General features: G+C 66.9%; 21 protein-coding genes. 14 read left to right on the top strand and 7 right to left on the bottom strand.

The features are described from left to right. Positions 1–37 precede the first annotated feature (37 nt). Positions 38–469 carry an NfeD family protein gene (locus tag OG874_RS18720; protein ID WP_330256408.1) on the top strand — a complete coding sequence of 144 codons (432 nt, stop codon included), beginning with the start codon at positions 38–40 and terminating at the stop codon, positions 467–469. Next, positions 469–1,698: an SPFH domain-containing protein gene (locus tag OG874_RS18715; protein WP_330256407.1), complete on the top strand. Its 1,230-nt coding sequence runs from the start codon at positions 469–471 to the stop codon at positions 1,696–1,698. The genes OG874_RS18720 and OG874_RS18715 overlap by 1 nt, the downstream gene beginning before the upstream one ends. Positions 1,699–1,753: 55 nt before the next feature. On the opposite strand, the gene OG874_RS18710 is transcribed toward OG874_RS18715, so the two are convergent. After that, positions 1,754–2,293 carry a DUF3558 family protein gene (locus tag OG874_RS18710; protein WP_330256406.1) on the bottom strand — a complete coding sequence of 180 codons (540 nt, stop codon included), beginning with the start codon at positions 2,291–2,293 and terminating at the stop codon, positions 1,754–1,756. A gap of 208 nt (positions 2,294–2,501) precedes the next feature. Here OG874_RS18710 and argS point away from each other — a divergent pair, with 208 nt between their 5' ends. The 4 genes from argS to OG874_RS18690 all read left to right on the top strand — a co-directional run bounded on the left by argS (position 2,502) and on the right by OG874_RS18690 (position 7,241). Beyond that, entirely contained in the window at positions 2,502–4,259 is a 1,758-nt protein-coding gene (gene argS / locus OG874_RS18705) for an arginine--tRNA ligase (protein ID WP_330256405.1), read from the top strand. 46 nt (positions 4,260–4,305) lie between these two features. Further along, on the top strand, positions 4,306–4,806 hold the full coding sequence (locus OG874_RS18700; protein WP_330256404.1) for a CorA family divalent cation transporter: 501 nt from the start codon (positions 4,306–4,308) through the stop codon (positions 4,804–4,806). A 185-nt stretch (positions 4,807–4,991) separates the two neighbouring features. After that, positions 4,992–6,320, top strand: coding sequence for a YhgE/Pip domain-containing protein (locus tag OG874_RS18695; RefSeq protein ID WP_330256403.1), 1,329 nt, complete (start codon positions 4,992–4,994; stop codon positions 6,318–6,320). 117 nt (positions 6,321–6,437) lie between these two features. Next, positions 6,438–7,241, top strand: a complete 804-nt coding sequence (locus OG874_RS18690) for an LLM class flavin-dependent oxidoreductase (RefSeq protein WP_330256402.1) — start codon at positions 6,438–6,440, stop codon at positions 7,239–7,241. A gap of 12 nt (positions 7,242–7,253) precedes the next feature. On the opposite strand, the gene OG874_RS18685 is transcribed toward OG874_RS18690, so the two are convergent. Genes OG874_RS18685 through OG874_RS18675 form a run of 3 tightly spaced genes read right to left on the bottom strand, consistent with a single transcriptional unit; the run spans position 7,254 to position 8,957 of the window. After that, positions 7,254–8,093 (bottom strand): helix-turn-helix domain-containing protein, encoded by an 840-nt coding sequence (locus OG874_RS18685; protein ID WP_330256401.1) that lies wholly within the window; start codon positions 8,091–8,093, stop codon positions 7,254–7,256. Next, positions 8,090–8,635 (bottom strand): DUF6879 family protein, encoded by a 546-nt coding sequence (locus OG874_RS18680; RefSeq protein ID WP_330256400.1) that lies wholly within the window; start codon positions 8,633–8,635, stop codon positions 8,090–8,092. Before OG874_RS18680 ends, OG874_RS18685 begins: the two co-directional genes overlap by 4 nt. Positions 8,636–8,639: 4 nt before the next feature. Then, a complete protein-coding gene (locus tag OG874_RS18675; RefSeq protein WP_330256399.1) occupies positions 8,640–8,957 on the bottom strand; it encodes a hypothetical protein in 318 nt (105 codons plus the stop codon). A gap of 163 nt (positions 8,958–9,120) precedes the next feature. Here OG874_RS18675 and OG874_RS18670 point away from each other — a divergent pair, with 163 nt between their 5' ends. From OG874_RS18670 to OG874_RS18655, 4 genes are all read left to right on the top strand, one after another. After that, positions 9,121–9,513, top strand: a complete 393-nt coding sequence (locus OG874_RS18670; protein ID WP_330256398.1) for a hypothetical protein — start codon at positions 9,121–9,123, stop codon at positions 9,511–9,513. Between the two features lie 112 nt (positions 9,514–9,625). Further along, a complete protein-coding gene (locus OG874_RS18665; RefSeq protein WP_330256397.1) occupies positions 9,626–9,994 on the top strand; it encodes a nuclear transport factor 2 family protein in 369 nt (122 codons plus the stop codon). Between the two features lie 122 nt (positions 9,995–10,116). Further along, entirely contained in the window at positions 10,117–10,356 is a 240-nt protein-coding gene (locus tag OG874_RS18660) for a hypothetical protein (protein WP_330256396.1), read from the top strand. Positions 10,357–10,419: 63 nt separating this feature from the next. Continuing rightward, the gene (locus OG874_RS18655) at positions 10,420–11,322 is read left to right on the top strand and encodes a S1C family serine protease (protein WP_330257333.1); all 903 of its coding nucleotides are present in this window, start codon (positions 10,420–10,422) and stop codon (positions 11,320–11,322) included. A 78-nt stretch (positions 11,323–11,400) separates the two neighbouring features. On the opposite strand, the gene OG874_RS18650 is transcribed toward OG874_RS18655, so the two are convergent. Further along, positions 11,401–12,078: a TVP38/TMEM64 family protein gene (locus tag OG874_RS18650; RefSeq protein WP_330256395.1), complete on the bottom strand. Its 678-nt coding sequence runs from the start codon at positions 12,076–12,078 to the stop codon at positions 11,401–11,403. Between the two features lie 181 nt (positions 12,079–12,259). Between OG874_RS18650 and OG874_RS18645 the strand changes: the two genes are divergently transcribed. The 4 genes from OG874_RS18645 (at position 12,260) to OG874_RS18630 (ending at position 17,686) form a co-directional block, all read left to right on the top strand. Beyond that, positions 12,260–14,104, top strand: coding sequence for a methylmalonyl-CoA mutase family protein (locus tag OG874_RS18645; RefSeq protein WP_330256394.1), 1,845 nt, complete (start codon positions 12,260–12,262; stop codon positions 14,102–14,104). Further along, a complete protein-coding gene (scpA, locus tag OG874_RS18640; protein ID WP_330256393.1) occupies positions 14,104–16,386 on the top strand; it encodes a methylmalonyl-CoA mutase in 2,283 nt (760 codons plus the stop codon). The genes OG874_RS18645 and scpA overlap by 1 nt, the downstream gene beginning before the upstream one ends. A 23-nt stretch (positions 16,387–16,409) precedes the next feature. Next, positions 16,410–17,429 carry a methylmalonyl Co-A mutase-associated GTPase MeaB gene (gene meaB, locus OG874_RS18635; protein WP_330257332.1) on the top strand — a complete coding sequence of 340 codons (1,020 nt, stop codon included), beginning with the start codon at positions 16,410–16,412 and terminating at the stop codon, positions 17,427–17,429. An 89-nt stretch (positions 17,430–17,518) separates the two neighbouring features. After that, complete coding sequence (locus tag OG874_RS18630; protein WP_330256392.1) at positions 17,519–17,686, top strand: hypothetical protein; 168 nt, start codon at positions 17,519–17,521, stop codon at positions 17,684–17,686. Between the two features lies 1 nt (position 17,687). Here OG874_RS18630 and OG874_RS18625 read toward each other — a convergent pair whose 3' ends face one another. Together OG874_RS18625 and OG874_RS18620 are read right to left on the bottom strand one after the other, a co-directional pair. Then, entirely contained in the window at positions 17,688–18,575 is an 888-nt protein-coding gene (locus tag OG874_RS18625; RefSeq protein ID WP_330256391.1) for an amidohydrolase family protein, read from the bottom strand. After that, entirely contained in the window at positions 18,572–19,600 is a 1,029-nt protein-coding gene (locus OG874_RS18620) for a nucleoside hydrolase (protein ID WP_330256390.1), read from the bottom strand. Before OG874_RS18620 ends, OG874_RS18625 begins: the two co-directional genes overlap by 4 nt. Between the last annotated feature and the right edge of the window lie 27 nt (positions 19,601–19,627).

Below are 19,627 nucleotides of genomic sequence, written 5' to 3'. Positions count from 1 at the left end.
GCGCCACAGAAGTGCTTCGGACAACTACAGTGGGCTGGTGGCCGCAATCGTTTGGCTGGTCGCGGGTTTACTGCTCGCGGCGGCGGAGATGCTCACCGGGGACCTCACACTGCTGATGCTGGGCGTCGCCGCGCTCGGTACTGCGGGAGTCGGTGCGGTGGCCGGTACCGGGCTGGTCGTCGACGCCGTGATCTTCGCGGTGCTGTCGCTGGTGCTGCTGCTCGGCGTGCGCCCGGTTCTGCGGCGGCGCTTTGGAACTCCGCCGCCGATCCCGACGAATGTCGACGCGCTGATGGGTAAGCAGGCGCTGGTGCTGGAGCAGGTGGCCGAGCACAGCGGCCTGGTCAAAATCGGCGGCGAAGAGTGGACCGCGCGACCGTTGGATACGACGGTCGAGTATCCGAAGGGAACCACGGTGTACGTCATGAAGATCGATGGCGCGACCGCCGTCGTCTGGAAGGGGCCGTAATGGCTGTACTGATCGTTGCCGCAGTCCTCGTGTTGTTGGTCGTGGTGGTGGTCTTCAAATCGATAGCCCTTGTCCCACAGGCAGAGGCGGCCGTTATCGAGCGACTCGGCCGATATTCGCGCACCGTCTCGGGTCAGTTGACGTTCCTGGTGCCGTTCGCGGACCGGATCCGGGCGAAGGTCGACCTACGCGAGCGGGTGGTGTCCTTCCCGCCGCAGCCGGTGATCACCGAGGACAACCTGACCCTGCATATCGACACCGTCGTCTACTTCCAGGTGACGAGTCCGCAGGCGGCAGTGTATGAGATCAGCAACTACATCGCGGCCGTCGAGCAGCTCACCGTCACGACACTGCGCAACGTGGTCGGCGGTATGACCCTGGAGCAGACGCTGACCTCGCGCGACCAGATCAACGGTCAGCTGCGTGGTGTGCTCGACGAGGCCACCGGCCGCTGGGGTCTGCGCGTCGCGCGGGTCGAGCTGAAGAGTATCGATCCGCCGCCATCGATCCAGGAGTCGATGGAGAAGCAGATGAAGGCCGATCGCGAGAAGCGCGCGATGATCCTGACCGCGGAGGGCACCCGGGAGTCGCAGATCAAGACGGCCGAGGGCACCAAACAGGCCGCGATCCTGTCCGCGGAGGGTGCCAAGCAGTCGGCGATTCTGGCGGCCGAAGGTGAACGGCAGAGCCGCATCCTGCGGGCCCAGGGCGAACGCGCCGCGTCGTACCTGCAGGCGCAGGGCCAGGCCAAGGCCATCGAAAAGGTCTTCGCCGCAATCAAATCCGGTAAGCCGACGCCGGAACTGCTTGCCTACCAATACATGCAGACCCTGCCGCTGGTCGCGCGCGGCGACGCGAACAAGGTATGGCTGGTGCCGAGCGATTTCGGCAAGGCCCTCGAGGGTTTCGCGCAGAACTTCGCGACCAAGGGCGAGGATGGCGTCTTCCGTTATGAACCCGCCCCGGCCGACGATGTGGCCAGCAAGCCGGAGGATGACTCCGATGTCGCCGGCTGGTTCGATACGGCCCGGGATCCAGCCATCGAACAGGCGGTCCGCGCCGCGGAGGCCGACGCCCGCGCGCCGGTCGAGGGTCCGGTTACTTCGGTGACCCGCCAGCCCCAGTCCTCGCCGCACCAACCGGTCATCCCACCGCAGATCCCGCCCCAGCAGCCGCCGTACCGACCCGACGGTCCGCAGGGCCAGCCCTGGCAGCCGCCGTCGCAATAGTTCGCGACATCGCAACCACCCCGGGTCTTTCGGAGTCCGGGGTGGTTTCGTTTTGCTAAGGCGCGAGATCTATGGTCAGCGTTGCCAATTGGAGCGCGGTGGCACAGGGGTCGGGTGTCGTTGTGTGCGAATGGTTTTGGACGCGCCAGACGATGGTGCCGTTGTCGGCGGCGGCGACCGCGCAGTCGCCCGGGTCGTGGGGGTCGCGGATGTAGAAGCCGGTCGCGGTGACAGTCGCACCGAAGATCTGCTCGGTGATCGTCAGATGCTCGGTCTGGAAGCCATCGCTGTCGGCCTGCTGCCATCGCTGCTGCAGGGATTCACGGTCGGAGAAGGTGAAGGTCAGCTCGGATTCGTCATCGCCGCGTTGCGCCTGCCAGACGCAAACCGGCGGACGGTGGTGGGCGGTGAGGGTGTCGGCCTGTGCGGCGCGGCTGATCTGCTCCTCGGTCAGCGGTGTGCAGTTCGACAGGGAATTGGCGGCCGGTGCGGCGGTGGGGCCCGCATCCGGTGTCGCAGTGTCGGAACACCCCGCGGCGAGTCCGGCCACGATGAGCACGGCCGGCGCGATGCCGCGTGCGCGGAATGCGGTCATATCCGCTCCCTTCTCCGGAACCCAGCCCTGCGTTTACCGGCCAAGGCTACCGGGGCTCGCTCGATGGCGGCCTTCTCTGCGATCGCGGACGTCCGGGACCAGCAACGGCATGCTCCGCGTCGACCCGGAGAGGTCGGCGAAAATGATTCGGCCCAGGTGCGGGTGCGCTGGAATACTCGCAGGTCCGAACCGATAGGAGGGACTGCGCGTGGGTGATTCCGGGGTGTTGCCATTGCTGGATCGGGTAGCCGGGGCCGTGAGTGTGGCGATCGGTCGAACGCGTCCGCAGGTCGCGGGCGCGGATCCGGTGGTGCGACGCTCGGAGCGCGCGGACTTCCAGTCGAATGTCGCGCTCGCGGTGGCCAAGCGAGTGGGCGTGCGGCCCGTGGAATTCGCGACGGAGTTGGTCGAGGCGTTGGGTTCGGATGCCGGGCTGTTCGCGACGGTGTCGGGGCCTGGATTCCTCAACCTCACGGTGTCCGATCACGCTGTGTGGGAACAGGTTTCGGCGCGGCTGAGCGATGACCGGCTCGGTGTACCGGCATCCGAGGGCGGGCGGCGGACAGTGGTCGACTACTCCGCGCCCAACATCGCCAAGGAGATGCATGTCGGGCATCTGCGGACCACCATCATCGGCGACAGCATCGCACGCGTGCTGAGCTTTCTGGGCGCTCCGGTGATTCGGCAGAATCACTTGGGGGACTGGGGGACTCAGTTCGGGATGCTGATCCAGTATCTGGACGAGCATCCCGAGCTGCGGTGGCGTCACGATGAGCTGAGCGGCGACGCTTCGGCGGTGTCGGCGCTGGACGGGTTGTACAAGGCGGCGCGCGCGGTATTCGACGGTGACCCCGCATTCGCGGATCGCGCCCGTACTCGCGTGGTCGCGCTGCAGTCCGGCGATCCGGCCACCTCGGCTCGGTGGCGGGAGATCGTCGCCGAATCGGAGCGGGCATTCGGCGATATCTACGATCGGCTGGGGGTGCTGCTCACCGCCGACGACTACGTCGGCGAGTCGTTCTACAACCTCATGCTGGCCGACACCATCACCGAACTGGTCGATAAGGGCATCGCCGTGCAGAGCGAGGGTGCCCTGGTCGTATTCTCCCGGGAAGTCACCGGCCCCGACGACCGACCCGTCGCGCTGATGGTGCGCAAGCGCGACGGCGGATATGGCTACGACACAACGGATTTGGCGACGATCCGCTACCGGGTGCACACCTTGCGTGCCCAGCGGCTGCTGTACGTCACCGATTCCCGTCAGGCCCTGCACTTTAGGCTCATCTTCGAAACCGCCCGGCGGGCCGGATGGTTGACCGACGATATCGACGCTGAACATATCGCTTACGGAGCGGTGCTCGGGCCGGATGGGCGTCCCTTCAAAACCCGCGCGGGCGGCACCGTACGGCTGCTAGATCTACTGGACGATGCCGTCGCCGAGGCCAGAGCCGTTGTCGCGGAACGGAACCCGGAATTGCCCGGCGCCGAACTGAACGCCATCGCCGAACCGACCGGCATCGGCGCGGTGAAGTACGCCGACCTGTCCACCTCCCGGGTCAAGGACTACACCTTCGACCTGGACCGCATGGTCGCGTTGAACGGCAATACCAGCGTCTACCTCCAATACGCGCACGCGAGAATCCGTTCCATCCTGCGCAAAGCGGGAGACCACACCGCGCGCATCGATCCGGCCGTCACCCCCGAGCCCGCCGAACGGGCCCTGGCGCTCGAACTCGACGCCTACGCCACGATCGTCGCCGAGGTTGCCGCAACGCTGGAACCCCATCGCCTGTGCGGCTACCTCTACGACCTCGCCCGCGACTTCACCGGCTTCTACGAGAGCTGCCCGGTGCTCACCGCGGCCGAGCCGGTTCGTGGAAACCGCTTGGCGCTGTGCGAATTGACTGCGCGGACGCTCGCACACGGACTCGGCCTGCTGGGAATCGCTGCGCCCGAGCGCATGTGACCACTCAGGCGCGGAATCGCGGGACTTCGTCGGCGGTCGACGCCAGATGGAATCCGACAAAGGTCGGCGTGCGCGTGCGGCCGGCTCGTTAACGAGGGTCGCGGATATGCGCGGGACCATGTCGCGGATGAACGCGGCGGAGGAGATCGTCTCCCGCGTACAGGAGACCCAACTCCAATTGGCAAGGGCCGCAAGACATCTGATGGCCGATACGCCCGCGGGTGATCTGGAGGGCCTGATCGCCATCCTGATCGCCGATATCGACGGCGTGAAGCAGCACGCCGGCTTCGAACACGACAGGGTGCGCTATCTGCAGCAATCGGTGATGACCTGGCTCGACGTGAAGCAGAACCAGATCGTCAAGGTCTTCACCATCATCACCGCGGTCTTCCTGCCTCCGACCCTGATCGCGACGTTCTACGGCATGAACTTCACCTGGATGCCGGAACTGGAGTGGGAATACGGCTTTCTCGCCACCACCCTGATGACCTTGGTGGCAGCGGTGATTCCGCTGGTCTACATCAAACGCAAGGGCTGGTTGCGGTGAGGTGTGACCGAGCGCAGCGAGGGAGCCATGAACACAGCACCGTCGGGCGCAGCGCAGCCGAGCGCCAGCGAGGCGGAGCTGTGACCGCGGTCTCGGTCATGGGGACCGGTATCGCGGTGTGACCAGCCACCGACACGCGCCCGATCAGTACCGAAAGGTAGGTGCGACGGATTACCGTGCGACCCATGACGACTGACGGCACGGCCGCCCGCCGGCTGCGGCCACGGGCCTGGATCGCCCCGATCGCCGTGGTCACGCTGCTCATGTCGCTGCTGGCCACGATGTATCTCGCGTACGTGGTCAATCCGGCCAAGAATCTGCACGATTTCCGCGTCACTCTGGTCAACCAGGACGACGGCGACATCCTGGGCGGCAAGCCGACCAATGTCGGCGATCAGATCACCGACGCCCTCATCGCCGGTCTGCCCGCCGACAAGATCGACCTGCAGGTCGTCGGATTCGCCGAGGCGCAACGGCAGCTGCGGCAGGGCCGCGCCTACGGCGCGATCGTCATCCCGAGTGACTTCACCAAGCGGCTGGCCATTCTAGGCGCGGCCGGGGTGGTGCCCGGCAAGGTCGAGCAGCCGATCATCACGGTGCATACCAACCCCCGGGCGGGCAGCTTCGCCACAGGGGTGATGCAGCGCATCGCCGATGAGGCGCTGAGTCGCGTCGACGAGACGGTCGGCAAGCAGCTCACCGATACCGTGCAGGCCCAGTTACAACCCGCCGGTGGCGGCGCGGCGCCCGAATTGGCCGGGGCCAGTCAGTTGATGTTGGCCCATCCGATCCAGGTGGTGGTCGCGCCGTATCGGCCGCTGCCCGACGGTACCGGGCAGGGGCTGTCTGCGTTCTTCTACACATTATTGGTGCTGCTCGCCGGGTTTACCGGTGCGATGATCATCCATTCGATGACCGACTCCGCACTCGGTTTCCTACCGACCGAATACGGTCCCTGGTACGTCCACTATCCGCCCGCGCCGATCTCCCGGTTCCGCACGCTGCTGCTGAAGTGGGCGATCTTGATCGTCACCGCGCCGATCGTCTCCGCGGTATTCCTCGGTGTCGCAGCGGCATTGGATGTGCCGCTCGATCATCCGCTCGCTCTGTTCCTCTACTGCGTACTCGCCATCATCGCGGTCGGGGTGACCGCTCTGTCGATACTTGCCGCGCTCGGCACGGCGGGGTTGCTGGTCAATCTGATCCTGTTCATCGTGCTCGGCCTACCGTCGTCGGGCGGCAGTGTGCCGATCGAAGCGACACCGGCGTACTTCTCGTGGCTGGCCACGTTCGAACCGATGCACCAGGTGTTCCTCGGGGTGCGGGCCATCCTGTACTTCAATGCCAGCGGGTCCGCGGGGCTCGCGCGCGGCAGCTGGATGGCGCTGCTCGGGCTCGGTATCGGTGCGGTCCTCGGTGCGGCGGTGACCTTGTACTACGACCGGAAGGGGCTGCACCGCAGGCCTGTCGCGCAGGTGGCAGCGTCCGCCCCGCCGGAGTCCGCCGACGAGTGAGCGTTCGAGACATCAGCATGAGCAATAGGGCCATTGGAACGCTCGCAATCCTTTCCTAACGTTGTGCTGACCGGCCGAGCATTTCTCGGCCGGTGACGACAACGGATTGGACCGGCAATGACCCTCGAAATCGGCGTGATCCTCCCGACCTCGACACCCGATCCCCGCAAGCCGATCCTCGGCGATGTGCGCGCCAGTGCCCGCCTCGCCGAGCAGCTCGGACTCGAATCGGTCTGGTCCACAGACCATCTCGTGGCGAGCGCGCCCATGCTGGACAGCACCGTGACGCTCGCGACCGCGGCGGCGGTCACCGACCGGATCCGGATCGGCTACAATGTCATGCTGCTCGCGCTGCGCCCGGTGGCCTGGGCGGCCAAACAGATCAGCACGCTGCAGTACGTCTCGGCGAACCGGTTGCTGCTCGGCGTCGGCACCGGGAATCCGGCGCACGGCGATATCGGTTGGCGTGCCGCCGGTATGGCATTCGAGGACCGCGGCCGCCGCACCGACGATGCGCTGCGGGTGCTCCCCGATCTCGTGACCGGTGCGACCGCGACGGTGCACGGTGTCGACGTGGCGCTCGCGCCGGGCTCGGTGATGCCGCCGGTCCTGGTGGCGGGCAATGGGACTCGGGCCCGGCGTCGGGCCGCCGAATTCGCCGACGGCTGGATCACCCTGCAGCCGGGACTCGAACAGCTCGCCGCCGATATCGACGAATTGCGCACCCTTGCCGCCCAATTCGATCGGCCGGCGCCCGCCGTCACCGTTGTCGCGCCGGCACTGCCCGCGGACCCCGCGGCGGCCACCGAACTGCTCCTCGCCCACCGGGACGCCGGCGTCGAACGCGTCATCCTCGCCCCGACCGGGCCCGAATGGCAGCGCGATTACGAGAACGCCGCGAAGCTCCGTGCGGCACTGTGACCGTGCGCGGCATTATCGCTGCGTCAGCCGCTGTTTCAGCGCGTCGGTGATCATGGCACGGGCGGCTTCACCGTAGCGAGCTTGGCGGTGCAGCGCCGCCCAGGTCTTCTCGTAGTACGCGAGCTCCCGTGGCTGGGTGATGGTGAGACCCGCCGAGATCGTCTCGACCTCGGCGATCCGCTTGTCGAGGAGCACGAAACACGTTGTGGTGTACAGGAACTCCGCAGTCCTCGGAATGATCCCGAGCGACAGCCTCGGCAGCGGCATCAGGTCGAGCAGGCGTTCGAGCTGCCCGGTCATCACATCGTTGTCGCCGACGGTGGTGTAGAGCGCCTGTTCGGCCAGCAGAATGCAGACGCGATGGGTGCCGTGGTGCAGAATCCGCTGGCGCGCAACGCGTGCCGTCACGGCCCGGTCGATATCGTCGATGCCGCCGACGAAGTCGATGCAGGTCTCCAGGACGGCCCTGGCGTAGGGCTCGGTCTGCAGCAGGCCGGGGACGACCGCGTGCTCGTAGTTGCGGATCGTGCTGGCGCGCGATTCCAGCTCGATGCGGCGGCGTTGCTGCTGGGCATGTCCGGTCGCGGCGATGCGCCGCCACTCCTGCCAGAGCGCTTCGATATTCGCCAGCGCCGCACGCAGATCCGGCAGTAGCAGCTCGGCGCCGCACAACCGGCACCACTCGGCGAGGTCGTGATCGCCGGGCGTCTGCTTGCCGTGCTCGATGCGCGACACCTTCGCCGAATGCCAACCCGCAGCGGCCGCGAGCTGCACACCGGTCAGATGTGCGGCTTTGCGCAGTTCACGTAAACGTGCCCCGAAGGCTTGCCGGGACTGCTCGACACCGGTCATCCACTCCGCCCGCCGGGCATATAGTCGTGGTGCGGAATTGCTTTGTTCCACAGCGTATCTCGTACTGTTGTGCAGCGTTCGACCAGGACGGGATCGGTGGTAACCGCCGCGCCCGCCAGGTCGCCGGTCTTGGTGAAGATTGTAAAGGCGACCGTCTCGTCGAGCAGCCACCACTCGTCGTCGGTGTACTCCGAGGGATCGGCGAGATGGCGTGGCAGCCAGCGGATATCCTCGCCGTAGCGCTGATTTCGGTCGGTCAGTGCGTGCAGGAAGCGAACATAGTCGGTGAGCGGCTCGGACACCACCCGAACGCGCCGGATCGGTACCCCGCGTCCGGCGACCTCGCTGGTGAGCTCCTCCCAGGCCCGCCAGGACGGCGGATAGGACTGCTCCTCGAAGGGCGGGAGCCCGGCCAGCACCCGGCGCATCGGCTCGGTTTCGTCGGAGACCTGTGAGTGATCATCGGACACCTCGAGATGGAAAGCGTCGCTGCGGGTTTCGCGAATGAGATCGTTGGTTTCCTCGATCGTGAAGAAGAGCATTGCATTACCATTCCCACGGGCTCTGTCCGACCGGGACCGCGACTGCGGTTTCGTGTTCGGGAATCCGCATGTGCGCCAGGGCATCCGGATCGGTGACCGGCTGACCGGCCAGGGTGAACGAGCCGTGTCCGGAGTCGTGCAGGGGAGCGCCGATAAAGGTTCCGGGCTGTAGCCAGCCCAGCAGCATGTGCGGGATTTCGACGTGGTTGGCGTGATGGGCCACCCGGTAGCCCTGGACGAGATATTGATGTCGATCCTCATCGATCCAGAGCCGGGGTGAGCCGGTGTTGTTGGTGGGTCCGCCGAGCAGTTGTATACGCATGAGAGTGGCCTCGTCTCGCGTGGAGAATTGCGCTGGCTGTAAATAATCGTCGCCGGTCAGCGCCACGGGGGTCAACAGCTCCCGCAAATCCCCGCAAAACCATGGTGCCGAGCCCATCCGGTTTCCTACCGTTGTGCTAGGTGCTGGCAGACAGGTGTGGGCGATGAATGGGTCCGAATCATGGGAGGTTGTCGAACTGTTGCGAAGCGAAACATCGGCACTTGGCAACGGGGCGGCGACGAAACCGTGGGCGATCGGTTTCGTCAGGTGGGATATTTCGGGATCGCTGGTGGATTACGATGTGCGGGCCATCCGGACTTGCGCGGCCAGACGGGACTACAACCTGGTCTCGATGAAGGTGGGTCCGCAGGGCGACCCGGTCGCGCGGCTGCTCGCGGCGATCGCGCGCTGCGGTGCGCATGCGGTCATCGTGCCGAGCAGAGAGCACATCTGGGCATCGCGGCGCGCGGTCACCGAGGTCTGCGACCTGGTCGTGGTCTGCGGGGACGGGGTCTGGGAACGCGGCTATCAGTGGCCGCGCTGGTTCGCCCGCTGATCCTTACCTCGCGCGTAATCGACTCCGTGACCGGTAGCGGGCAAGGTGGAGTCATCCGCATCGGAGCCTCCGGCGGATGACCGAAATACCTTCCAGCAGAGGATGATTCGCTATGTCGCAATATGAGGACGCGGTGGACCGGTACTTCACCGCGTGGAACGCCACCGACGATGACGTGCGCGCCAAGGCGGTGGCCGCCGCGTGGCTCGAGGACGGCTTCTACACCGATCCGCTGGCCGATGTCGCCGGTCACGAGCAGTTGGCCGCCGCCATCGGGGGAGTGCATCAGCAGTTCCCCGGTTTCGAGTTCCGGCAGCTCGGCGCGGTGGACGGCCATCACAACACCGCCCGGTTCTCCTGGGAGCTGGTCTCGGCGGCCGACGGGAGCGCGCCGGTCGCCGGAACCGATGTGATCACCCTGGCCGCGGACGGCCGCATCATCGGTGTGCACGGCTTCCTGGATCGGGTGCCCGGGGCGTAGTCCCGATATCGTGCCCGCACTCTGCCCGCCGTTCGGAGATCGCGTGGGGTAGCCGCTGGTCGCGGCCGGTACCGACGGTATCGAATACCATGACACCATGGCGGCCGCCGGTCGGAGTTCGCGTGGCACGCCCGTTGCGCCCGGACGCCCGCACCGAACGCTGGCGCGAGCATCGGGAGAAGGTGCGCGGCGAGCTCGTGGACGCCACTTTCGCGCGCTCGCCGAGCACGGCCCCGACGTCAGCATGGACGATATCGCAGATATCGGATGAATCTGGTTGCGCCTGTGGCGAACACGGTGCGACGACGGTGGCGGTGGGGCATGCTGGAGAGGGCGCCCTCGAAATCGAGCGCGCCCGATGAGCAGGGTGGGTGGTCAGCGTGGATGACGACGCCACGAGACAACACGATCTCGACGAATCCGCGATGGACGCGTACTCGCGCACCGTCATCACGGTGGCCGCGTCGGTAACCCCGCACGTGGCGAGCGTGCGAACCCGGCGGGGGAGCGGATCCGCGGTGGTCTTCACCGATGACGGATTCCTCTTGACCAACGCCCATGTCGTCGGCTCGACTGGCAGCGGCGATGTTGTCTTCGCCGATGGAGTGGAGTCGCGCATCGACGTTGTCGGCGTGGATCCGCTCTCGGATCTGGCGGTGCTGCGGGCCCGCGGCGGCGCTCCCGGTGCGGTCGTACTCGGTGATGCCGACAAGTTGGTCGTCGGTCAGTTGGTGGTCGCGGTCGGGAGCCCGTTGGGGTTGGCGGGCTCGGTGACCGCGGGCGTGGTGAGCGCGCTGGGGCGTGCGGTGCCGGTCGCCTCGCGGCGCGCCGGACGAGTGATCGAGGACGTGATCCAGACCGACGCCGCATTGAACCCGGGTAATTCCGGTGGCGCGCTGTCGGATTCGGTGGGGCGAGTGGTCGGCATCAATACCGCGGTCGCGGGAGTCGGTCTCGGCCTTGCGATTCCGATCAATGCGACCACGCGCCGCATCATCACCACTCTGCTGAAGGACGGTAGAGTTCGCCGCGCTTACCTAGGCCTTGTCGGCGTCCCCGCCCCATTGCCGGCCACGGTCGCCGCCCGCACCGGCCAGCAGGCGGGTGTTCGCATCGTCGAGGTGGTCCGCGGCGGTCCCGCCGACTACGCCGGACTCCGCCGCGGTGATCTCGTGCTCAGCGTCGCCCGTTCGGAAGTTGGTGACGCACAAGGCATCCAACGCCAGTTGTTCGGTGACGCGATCGGGGTGTCGATGCCGGTGACCGTGCTGCGCAACGGTGCCATGGTCGACGTCTTCGCCGTGCCTATCGAATTGACCGTGGACTGAGGTTCGGTCGTCTCCGCAGGACGATGTATCCGGCGGATGGCGGCCGTCCCGCGATTGCGCGATCCCTGTGGGGCAGCGTCAGCCGGTTACCGAGACCTGCTCAGGGGCCGGCTCGTGCCGCTGTGACCAGCGGGCGTCGACGACCAAACCGATGATGCCGATGGCGATCAGCGCTCCGGAGACCGCGAGCATGCCGGGATGGGTATTGCCGGTCAGCGCGTCGCCGAGGATGACGGTGCCGATGGTGCCCGGAAGGATGCCGATGATCGTGGCGATCAGATATGGCCAGAAGCGGATCGAGGACAGGCCGCAGCAGTAGTTGATCACCGAGAACGGGGCGAAGGCGATCAGGCGAAGCGAGCCGACGGCCAGCCAGCCGCGGCGTTCGAGGCGCTCGTCGATGGCACGGACCGCCGGGTGGGTGAGGTGCGCGGCGACTCGGTCGCGGTCGAGGGCGCGCACGAGCAGGATGGCCAGCGCCGCGCTGACCGTGGTGGCGGAGGCGGCCAAGACGATGCCGAGGGCCGGGCCGAACAGCACACCCGCGCTGACCGTCAGCACCGTGCGCGGCACCGGAGCCACCGTGACCAACGCGTGGACGACGAAGAACAGCAGCGGGAAGATCGGGCCGACGGAGGTGGCCCAGTCCTGCATCTGTTGCGGTGTCGGTAGCGGGACGAGCATGGCCGCGACGAACAGCGCCGCGCCGCCGACGAGCAGGGCGACGATACGTGGGTCGCGGATCAGCCTGGTCACCGCGCCAGGTTACCGGTTGGTAGTGGCGGCCAGGGAGAACCGGCTGCGTAGCTGCCGCTAGCATCAGAAGAAACGGGACGAATGCTCGTTAACTGATGTGCTCGCTGAGCTGGGCGAATGCAACGGTTTCGGACGCACACTGCGCGTGCGCCCGTGGTCGACTGGAAGAGGAACAGCAGCTATGCCGATTGCTTCAGAGCCGGTGCCCGATTACGCCGCATGGCGTAAGGGCGTGGCCGGGGTGCTGGCGAAAGCCCGCAGGGTCGACGTCGCCGAGCTTCCAGAGGAGCCCGAGAAGCTGCTCGAGGAGAAGACCTACGACGGTCTGACCATCGCCCCGCTGTACACCCGCGCGGACGAGCGGGCCGAACTGCCGCTACCCGGCGAATATCCGTTCGTACGTGGTCGCGACGCCACCCGGGACGTGCATCGCGGCTGGTACGTGAGTGCCTACGTCGGCGCACGCGACGGCGCCGCCGCGAATCGCGAACTCCTGGCCGGTCTCGAGAACGGGATCAGCGCACTGTGGCTCGGTGTCGGCGAGCGCGGTGTGCCGGTGGCCGAACTGCCGGCGGCGCTATCGGGCCTCCTGTTCGAGCTCGCGCCGTTGACCCTCGATGCCGGAAGCGCGGTTTCCGCTGCGGCACAAGAGGTCTTCGCGGCGCTCGACGGCTACCAGGTGGCCGACCGGTCCGGTATCCAGGTCGCACTCGGTGCGGCCCCGCTCACCAGTCGCTTCGCCGGAGCCGCCGATGTGGATCTGGCCGAGGCGGTCGCGCTGGCCGGGCAGGCGACGACGCGGTCGGAGACCGTCCGCGCGATCACGGTGGACGGCACCGTCTTTCACGACGCGGGCGCCTCGGACGCGCAGGAGCTCGGTGCGGCGGTCGCCGCGGGCCTGGCCTATCTGCGTGCGCTCACCGAGGGGCAGGACATCGCGGATGCCTTCGAGCAGTTGGCGTTCCGCTTCGCCGCGACCGACGACCAGTTCGCCACCGTCGCGAAATTCCGTGCGGCCCGCCAGCTCTGGGCTCGCGTCGCGCATGTGTGCGGAGCACCCGCCTTCGGCGACGCACCCCAGCATGCGGTGACCTCCGCGGCGATGATGACCCAGCGCGACCCGTGGGTGAACATGCTGCGCACCACCCTCGCCGCCTTCGGCGCGGGCGTCGGCGGCGCGGACACCGTGACGGTGCTGCCCTTCGATTCGGCGCTGCCGCCGGGCGAACTCGGCGTCTCGAAGTCGTTCGCGGACCGGATGGCTCGCAATACCCAGCTGCTGCTGCTCGAGGAGTCGCACCTCGGTCACGTGCAGGATCCGGGCGCGGGCTCCTGGTACGTCGAGGATCTCACCGCCGCGCTCGCCGCCAAGGCGTGGGAGTTCATGCAGGAGATCGAGGCGGCGGGCGGTTATTCGGCCGCGCTGGCGTCCGGTCTGCTCGCCGAGCGCATCGCGGCCACCAGGGCGGCGCGGGATGCCGATGTGGCACACCGCAAGACGGCGGTCACCGGCGTGAACGAATTCCCGAATCTGGCCGAGCAGCCGCTGACGGACACGGCGCGCCAGGCCGGGCAGGTGGCTCGCTATGGTGCGGCGTTCGAGGCGCTGCGCAACCGCTCGGATGCCTACCTCGCCGCCAACGGTGCTCGCCCGCGTGCGCTGTTGGTTCCGCTCGGGACGGTGGCCGAGCACAATGTGCGGGTCACGTTCATCGCGAATCTGCTGGCCTCGGGCGGTATCGAGTCGATCAACCCCGGTCCGCTGGAGATCGCCGGAATCGGTGCGGCGGCAACGGAATCCGGTGCCACAATCGCGGTGCTATGCGGTTCGGACAAGCGCTACGGCGTTGTGGCCGGCGCGGCGGTCGACCAGTTGCGTGCCGCCGGGATCGAGACAGTGCTGCTGGCCGGCGCCGAGCAGGCGGTCGCCGACCTGAGCGGTGCGCAGCGCCCGGACGGATACCTCGCGGCCCGCATCGACGCGGTCGCGGCGCTGTCCGGCCTGCTGGAGAAAGTGGGAGCCTGATGACACTGAGTGATATCGATAAGCCAGGTGAAATCGAGCACATCATCGGTAGTTTCGCCGACGTGCCGCTGGCCGAGCGGCCGGCGGAGCCCGCCGAGGTGAACGCCGCGCAGGTCGATGCGTACGTGAGCGCGGCTGCCGAGGCGAACAACTACACCCCCGAACAGCTGGTGTGGTCCACGCCCGAAGGCATCGAAGTGCCACCGGTTTTCACCAAGGCCGATCGGGATGCCGTTGCGGCCGAAGGGTATCCGCTGGACAGCGTCCCCGGTATCGCGCCGTTCGTGCGCGGACCGTACCCGACGATGTATGTGAACCAGCCGTGGACCATCCGCCAGTACGCAGGCTTCTCCACCGCCGCGGACTCGAACGCCTTCTACCGCCGCAATCTGCAGGCGGGCCAGAAGGGCCTGTCGGTCGCCTTCGACCTGGCGACGCACCGTGGCTACGACTCCGACCACCCGCGTGTGCAGGGTGACGTCGGCATGGCCGGTGTCGCCATCGATTCCATCCTCGACATGCGTCAGCTCTTCGACCACATTCCGCTGGATCAGGTCAGTGTGTCGATGACCATGAACGGCGCGGTGCTGCCGATCCTGGCGCTGTATGTCGTCGCGGCCGAAGAGCAGGGCGTCGCGCCGGAACAGCTGGCCGGAACCATTCAGAACGACATTCTGAAGGAGTTCATGGTCCGCAACACCTACATCTATCCGCCCAAGCCCTCGATGCGGATCATCTCCGATATCTTCGCCTACGCCAGCGCGAAGATGCCGAAGTTCAACTCGATCTCCATCTCCGGCTACCACATTCAGGAGGCCGGAGCCACGGCCGACCTGGAACTGGCCTACACCCTCGCCGACGGCGTCGAGTACATCCGCGCGGGTATCGCCGCGGGCATGGAGGTCGACAAGTTCGCACCGCGACTGTCGTTCTTCTGGGCCATCGGCATGAACTTCTTCATGGAGGTCGCCAAACTCCGTGCGGGACGGCTGCTCTGGAGCGAACTGGTCGCGAAGTTCGAGCCGAAGAGCGCGAAATCGCTGTCGCTGCGGACACATTCGCAGACCTCCGGCTGGTCGCTCACCGCACAGGACGCCTACAACAATGTGGCGCGCACCTGCATCGAGGCGATGGCCGCGACCCAGGGCCACACCCAGTCGCTGCACACCAACGCCCTCGACGAGGCGCTGGCGTTGCCGACGGACTTCTCCGCGCGCATCGCCCGCAACACCCAGCTGCTGATCCAGCAGGAGTCCAATACGACGCGGCCGATCGACCCATGGGGCGGTTCGTATTACGTCGAGTGGCTGACCCACCAGCTGGCCAACCGTGCCCGTGCGCATATCGCCGAGGTCGAGGCACACGGTGGTATGGCGCAGGCGATCGGCGAGGGCATTCCGAAGCTGCGCATCGAGGAGGCCGCCGCTCGTACCCAGGCGCGCATCGACACCGGCCAGCAGCCGGTGATCGGTGTGAACAAGTACCAGGTGGAGGAGGACCAGCAGGTCGAGGTCCTCAAGGTCGAGAACTCACGGGTGCGCGCCGAGCAGATCGAGAAGCTGCAACGCCTTCGGGCCGAACGTGATTCGGCCGAGGTCGAGCGCGCTCTTGCCGAGTTGACCCGCGCGGCAGCGTCCTCGGAGGGCGGCATGGAGAACAACCTCCTCGCGCTCGCCATCGACGCCGCGCGCGCCAAGGCCACCGTCGGGGAGATCTCCGATGCGCTGGAGCAGGTGTACGGCCGCCACCAGGCCGAAATCCGTACGCTCTCCGGTGTGTACCGCGACGAGGCCGGGAAGGTGACCAATATCAGCAAGGCGATCGAACTCGTCGAGGAGTTCGCCGACGCGGAAGGCCGTCGGCCGCGCATCCTGGTCGCCAAGATGGGCCAGGACGGGCACGACCGAGGTCAGAAGGTGATCGCCACGGCCTTCGCCGACCTCGGCTTCGACGTCGACGTGGGCCCGCTGTTCCAGACCCCGGAAGAGGTGGCGCAGCAGGCGGCCGATAACGACGTGCACGTCGTCGGTGTGTCCTCGCTGGCGGCAGGCCACCTCACGCTGGTGCCGGCCCTGCGGCAGGCACTGGCCGATGTCGGGCGACCCGACATCATGGTCATCGTCGGCGGTGTCATCCCGCCCGGTGACTTCGAGGAGCTGTACGCGGCCGGTGCGGCGGCGATCTTCCCGCCCGGCACCGTGATCGCCGACGCCGCGATCGACCTGCTGAAGAAGCTCGCTTCGGAACTGGGTCACGAGATCGGTGGCGGCAGCGCCGAATGAATGCAGCATCGCGCAGCGATTCGATGGGCGGTGGTGGTCGGGCGACGGGTGGGCGTCCGCGCGCCATTGATGTAGACGCACTCGCAGCGGCGGTCCGCTCCCAGGAGCGGGCCGCCTTGGCGCGGGCGATCACTCTGGTCGAGTCGACCAGGGCCGACCATCGGGAGCTGGCACAGCGACTGCTGCTGCAACTGACCCCGCCCACCGATACGGTCACCTCGAATCGGGTCGGTATCACCGGTGTTCCGGGCGTCGGCAAATCGACATTCATCGACGCGCTCGGCATGGACCTGATCGGCAAGGGTCACCGGGTCGCGGTGCTGGCGGTCGACCCGTCCTCCACCCGCACCGGTGGGTCGATCCTCGGCGACAAGACGCGCATGGCGCGACTGTCGTTGGAGCGCAACGCCTACATCCGTCCCTCGCCGACCGCGGGCACCCTCGGCGGTGTGGCCAAGGCGACCCGTGAGACCATCGTGCTGCTCGAGGCCGCGGGCTATGACGTGATCCTGGTGGAGACGGTCGGCGTCGGCCAGTCCGAGGTGACGGTCGCGAATATGGTCGACGTCTTCTGCTTCCTCACCCTGGCCCGCACCGGAGATCAGTTGCAGGGCATCAAGAAGGGCGTGCTGGAACTCGCCGATCTGGTCGCGGTCAACAAGGCCGACGGCAAACACGAGATCGAGGCAAAGGCCGCGGCCCGCGAACTGGCCGGGGCGCTGCGCCTCATCCACCCGCACGACGCGCTCTGGCGGCCACCGGTGCTCACCATGAGCGGGCTGGAAGGCCATGGCCTGGACAAGTTCTGGGACACGGTCCTCGAACACCGCCGGGTGCTCACCGAGGCGGGTGAATTCGCGGAGAAGCGCCGTCGCCAACAGGTCGATTGGACCTGGACCATGGTGCACGATCAGTTGCTGCGTCGCCTCGCCGAGAACCCGAATGTGAAAGCGATTCGCGCGCAAGTGGAGAAGCAGGTGCGTGATGGGACGCTGACTGCGGCGTTGGCTGCGGAGCAGATTCTGGACGCGTTCGACAGCTGAGCGGGGCCGGTGGCGGCAGCCCCGACCAGCTGGCGCTCTGCCGCGCCGAAACTGCCACCGACTGGGCCTATCTGAGCCCACCCGCCGAATTGCTGCCGGGGGAGCGGACCGGTGTCTACCGCCTCGGTGCGGACGAACTCCGCACCCGAGACGACGGTGTCTCGACCATCTCCATGGAGGACTTCGCGGTCGCGCTCCTCGACGAAGCCGAGCGCCCCACCCACCGCCGAACCCGCTTCACCGTCGCGTCCGCCTGAATCAAGTGATGCCGAACAGGCGGGCGGCATTGCGGTAGCAGACCTGTTGGAGCCAGGCGTCGCCCAGGTCGAGACGTTCGAGTGCGTAGATCGAATGTCCATAGGAGTACGGAATATTCGGGAAGTCGCTGCCGAACAGGATCCGGTCGCTGAAGTAGCGCAACCTATCGCGCTCCGAGGTGGGGAAGGGTGCGGTGGCCTCGGTGAAATCGGTCCACACCATGGTCGTGTCGAGGTGTACGCCCGGGTAATCCTGTGCCAGATCGAGGAACTCGGAATATTCGGGTGTGCCCATATGTGCGATGATCAGCCGCAGATGCGGAAAGCGTTGCAGCAGACCGGCAATGGGTTCCGGACCGGTGTATTCACCGGCTGCCGGGCCAGAGCCGCAATGGATCAGCACCGGTATCCGGGCGTCCTCGATCATGCCCCACACCGGATTCAGCAGCGGGTCGCCGGGATGGAAATCGCCGACCTGCACATGGACCTTGAACACCCGCGCTCCGCGCTCGATCGCCGCCTCCACGTAGCTGGCTGCGTGGTGTTCGGGATAGAACGTCGCGGTGTGCAGGCAATCCGGGGTGCGCGCGGCGAAGTCGGCGGTCCATTCGTTGAGCCACGCCGCCATATCCGCTTTGTGCGGGTACACCAGCGAGGTGAAGGCGCGAACACCGAAGCCGCGCAACGTCTTCAACCGGACCTGTTCATCGTCGCGGTAGGCGATGGGCCACTCCCGGCCGACCAGCGGACCGGCCGAATCGAAGTACGCCCACACCTTGGCCATTACCTGCTCCGGCATGAAATGGGTATGGACGTCGATGATTCCGGGCAGATCGAGCCGGGTGCGGAAGTCGGCGAGATAAGTATTGTCGTCGCTGTCGCCGATCATCGAGCGTCCTCCTGCGGATAGACCGAGCGGGCGAAATCGCCGACCCTGGTGATCAGCCGATCGAAGAACACGTCCGGGTCGGTGCCGATCACGATGTCGGCGTTGGGTTCCCGCCCCCACATGCCCGCCCAGTCCGCCACCGTGGTGGCTCGGGTGAGGGTGCCGCGGAGTTCGACGTCGACCGTCGCGGGTCGCGTGCCGGCGAGTCCGGGATCCAGTGCGACGGCCGCGGCGAACGGGTCGTGCATATGTGCGAGATAGCCCTGGTCATAGAGCTTGTGGAAGTCGAAGTAGAACCGCACCGCATCGGTGAAGTGGCGCACGATGGGATTGCTCGTGGTCGACCTGGCCTCCGGCGGGTCTGTCTCCGAAACCATCTCGACGGGAAGGCTTTTCGCGCGTTCGGCGAGTTGTGCCACATGCTCGGGCCGCATTTCGATGGTCTCGGTGATATCGAGTGCGCATACGAGCGGTCGCCGCTCGGCCGGTGCGGCGGAGAAGGCGTCGAAGACCTCCTTGGCCGCTTCCGGGTCCACGTGCACATTCCATTCATTGGTCGGGGTGGTGTTGCCGGGATGATTGAACGCCCCGCCCATGATCACCAGCCGTCGCAGCAGCAGCGGTAGCCGCGGCTCGAGCCGCAGGGCGAGTGCCAGATTGGTCAGTGGGCCGGTGCAGAGTCCGATGATCTCGCCCGGTGCCTCGCGCACCAGGTCGACCCACATCTGCGCGGCGGATCGATCCGAGAGCGAGCGCGCGGATTCCGGCAATTCCGCGTAGCCGACCCCCTGCGGCCCGTGCGTGTCCTCGGTGGTGCGCAACGGGATTGCCAGGGGTTCGGCGGCGCCGAGCGCGACCTCGATGTTGGGGGCTCGGCATACATCCAGCCAAGCCAGGTTGTTCGCCGCCACCCGCGGGGCGGGCACATTGCCCGCGGTGGCGGCGATCCCTACGATCTCGGCTTCCGGGGAGGCGAGCAGATACAGCAGCGCGAGTGAATCATCGATCCCGGTATCGACGTCCATGATGATCCTTTGCCGCACCGGTCGAGC

The sequence above is a fragment of the Nocardia sp. NBC_00565 genome, from assembly GCF_036345915.1.
In the GTDB taxonomy this organism is placed as follows: Bacteria; Actinomycetota; Actinomycetes; order Mycobacteriales; family Mycobacteriaceae; genus Nocardia.
Note: the sequence above shows the minus strand (reverse complement) of the source record. Positions and strands in the feature narration are given on the sequence as shown.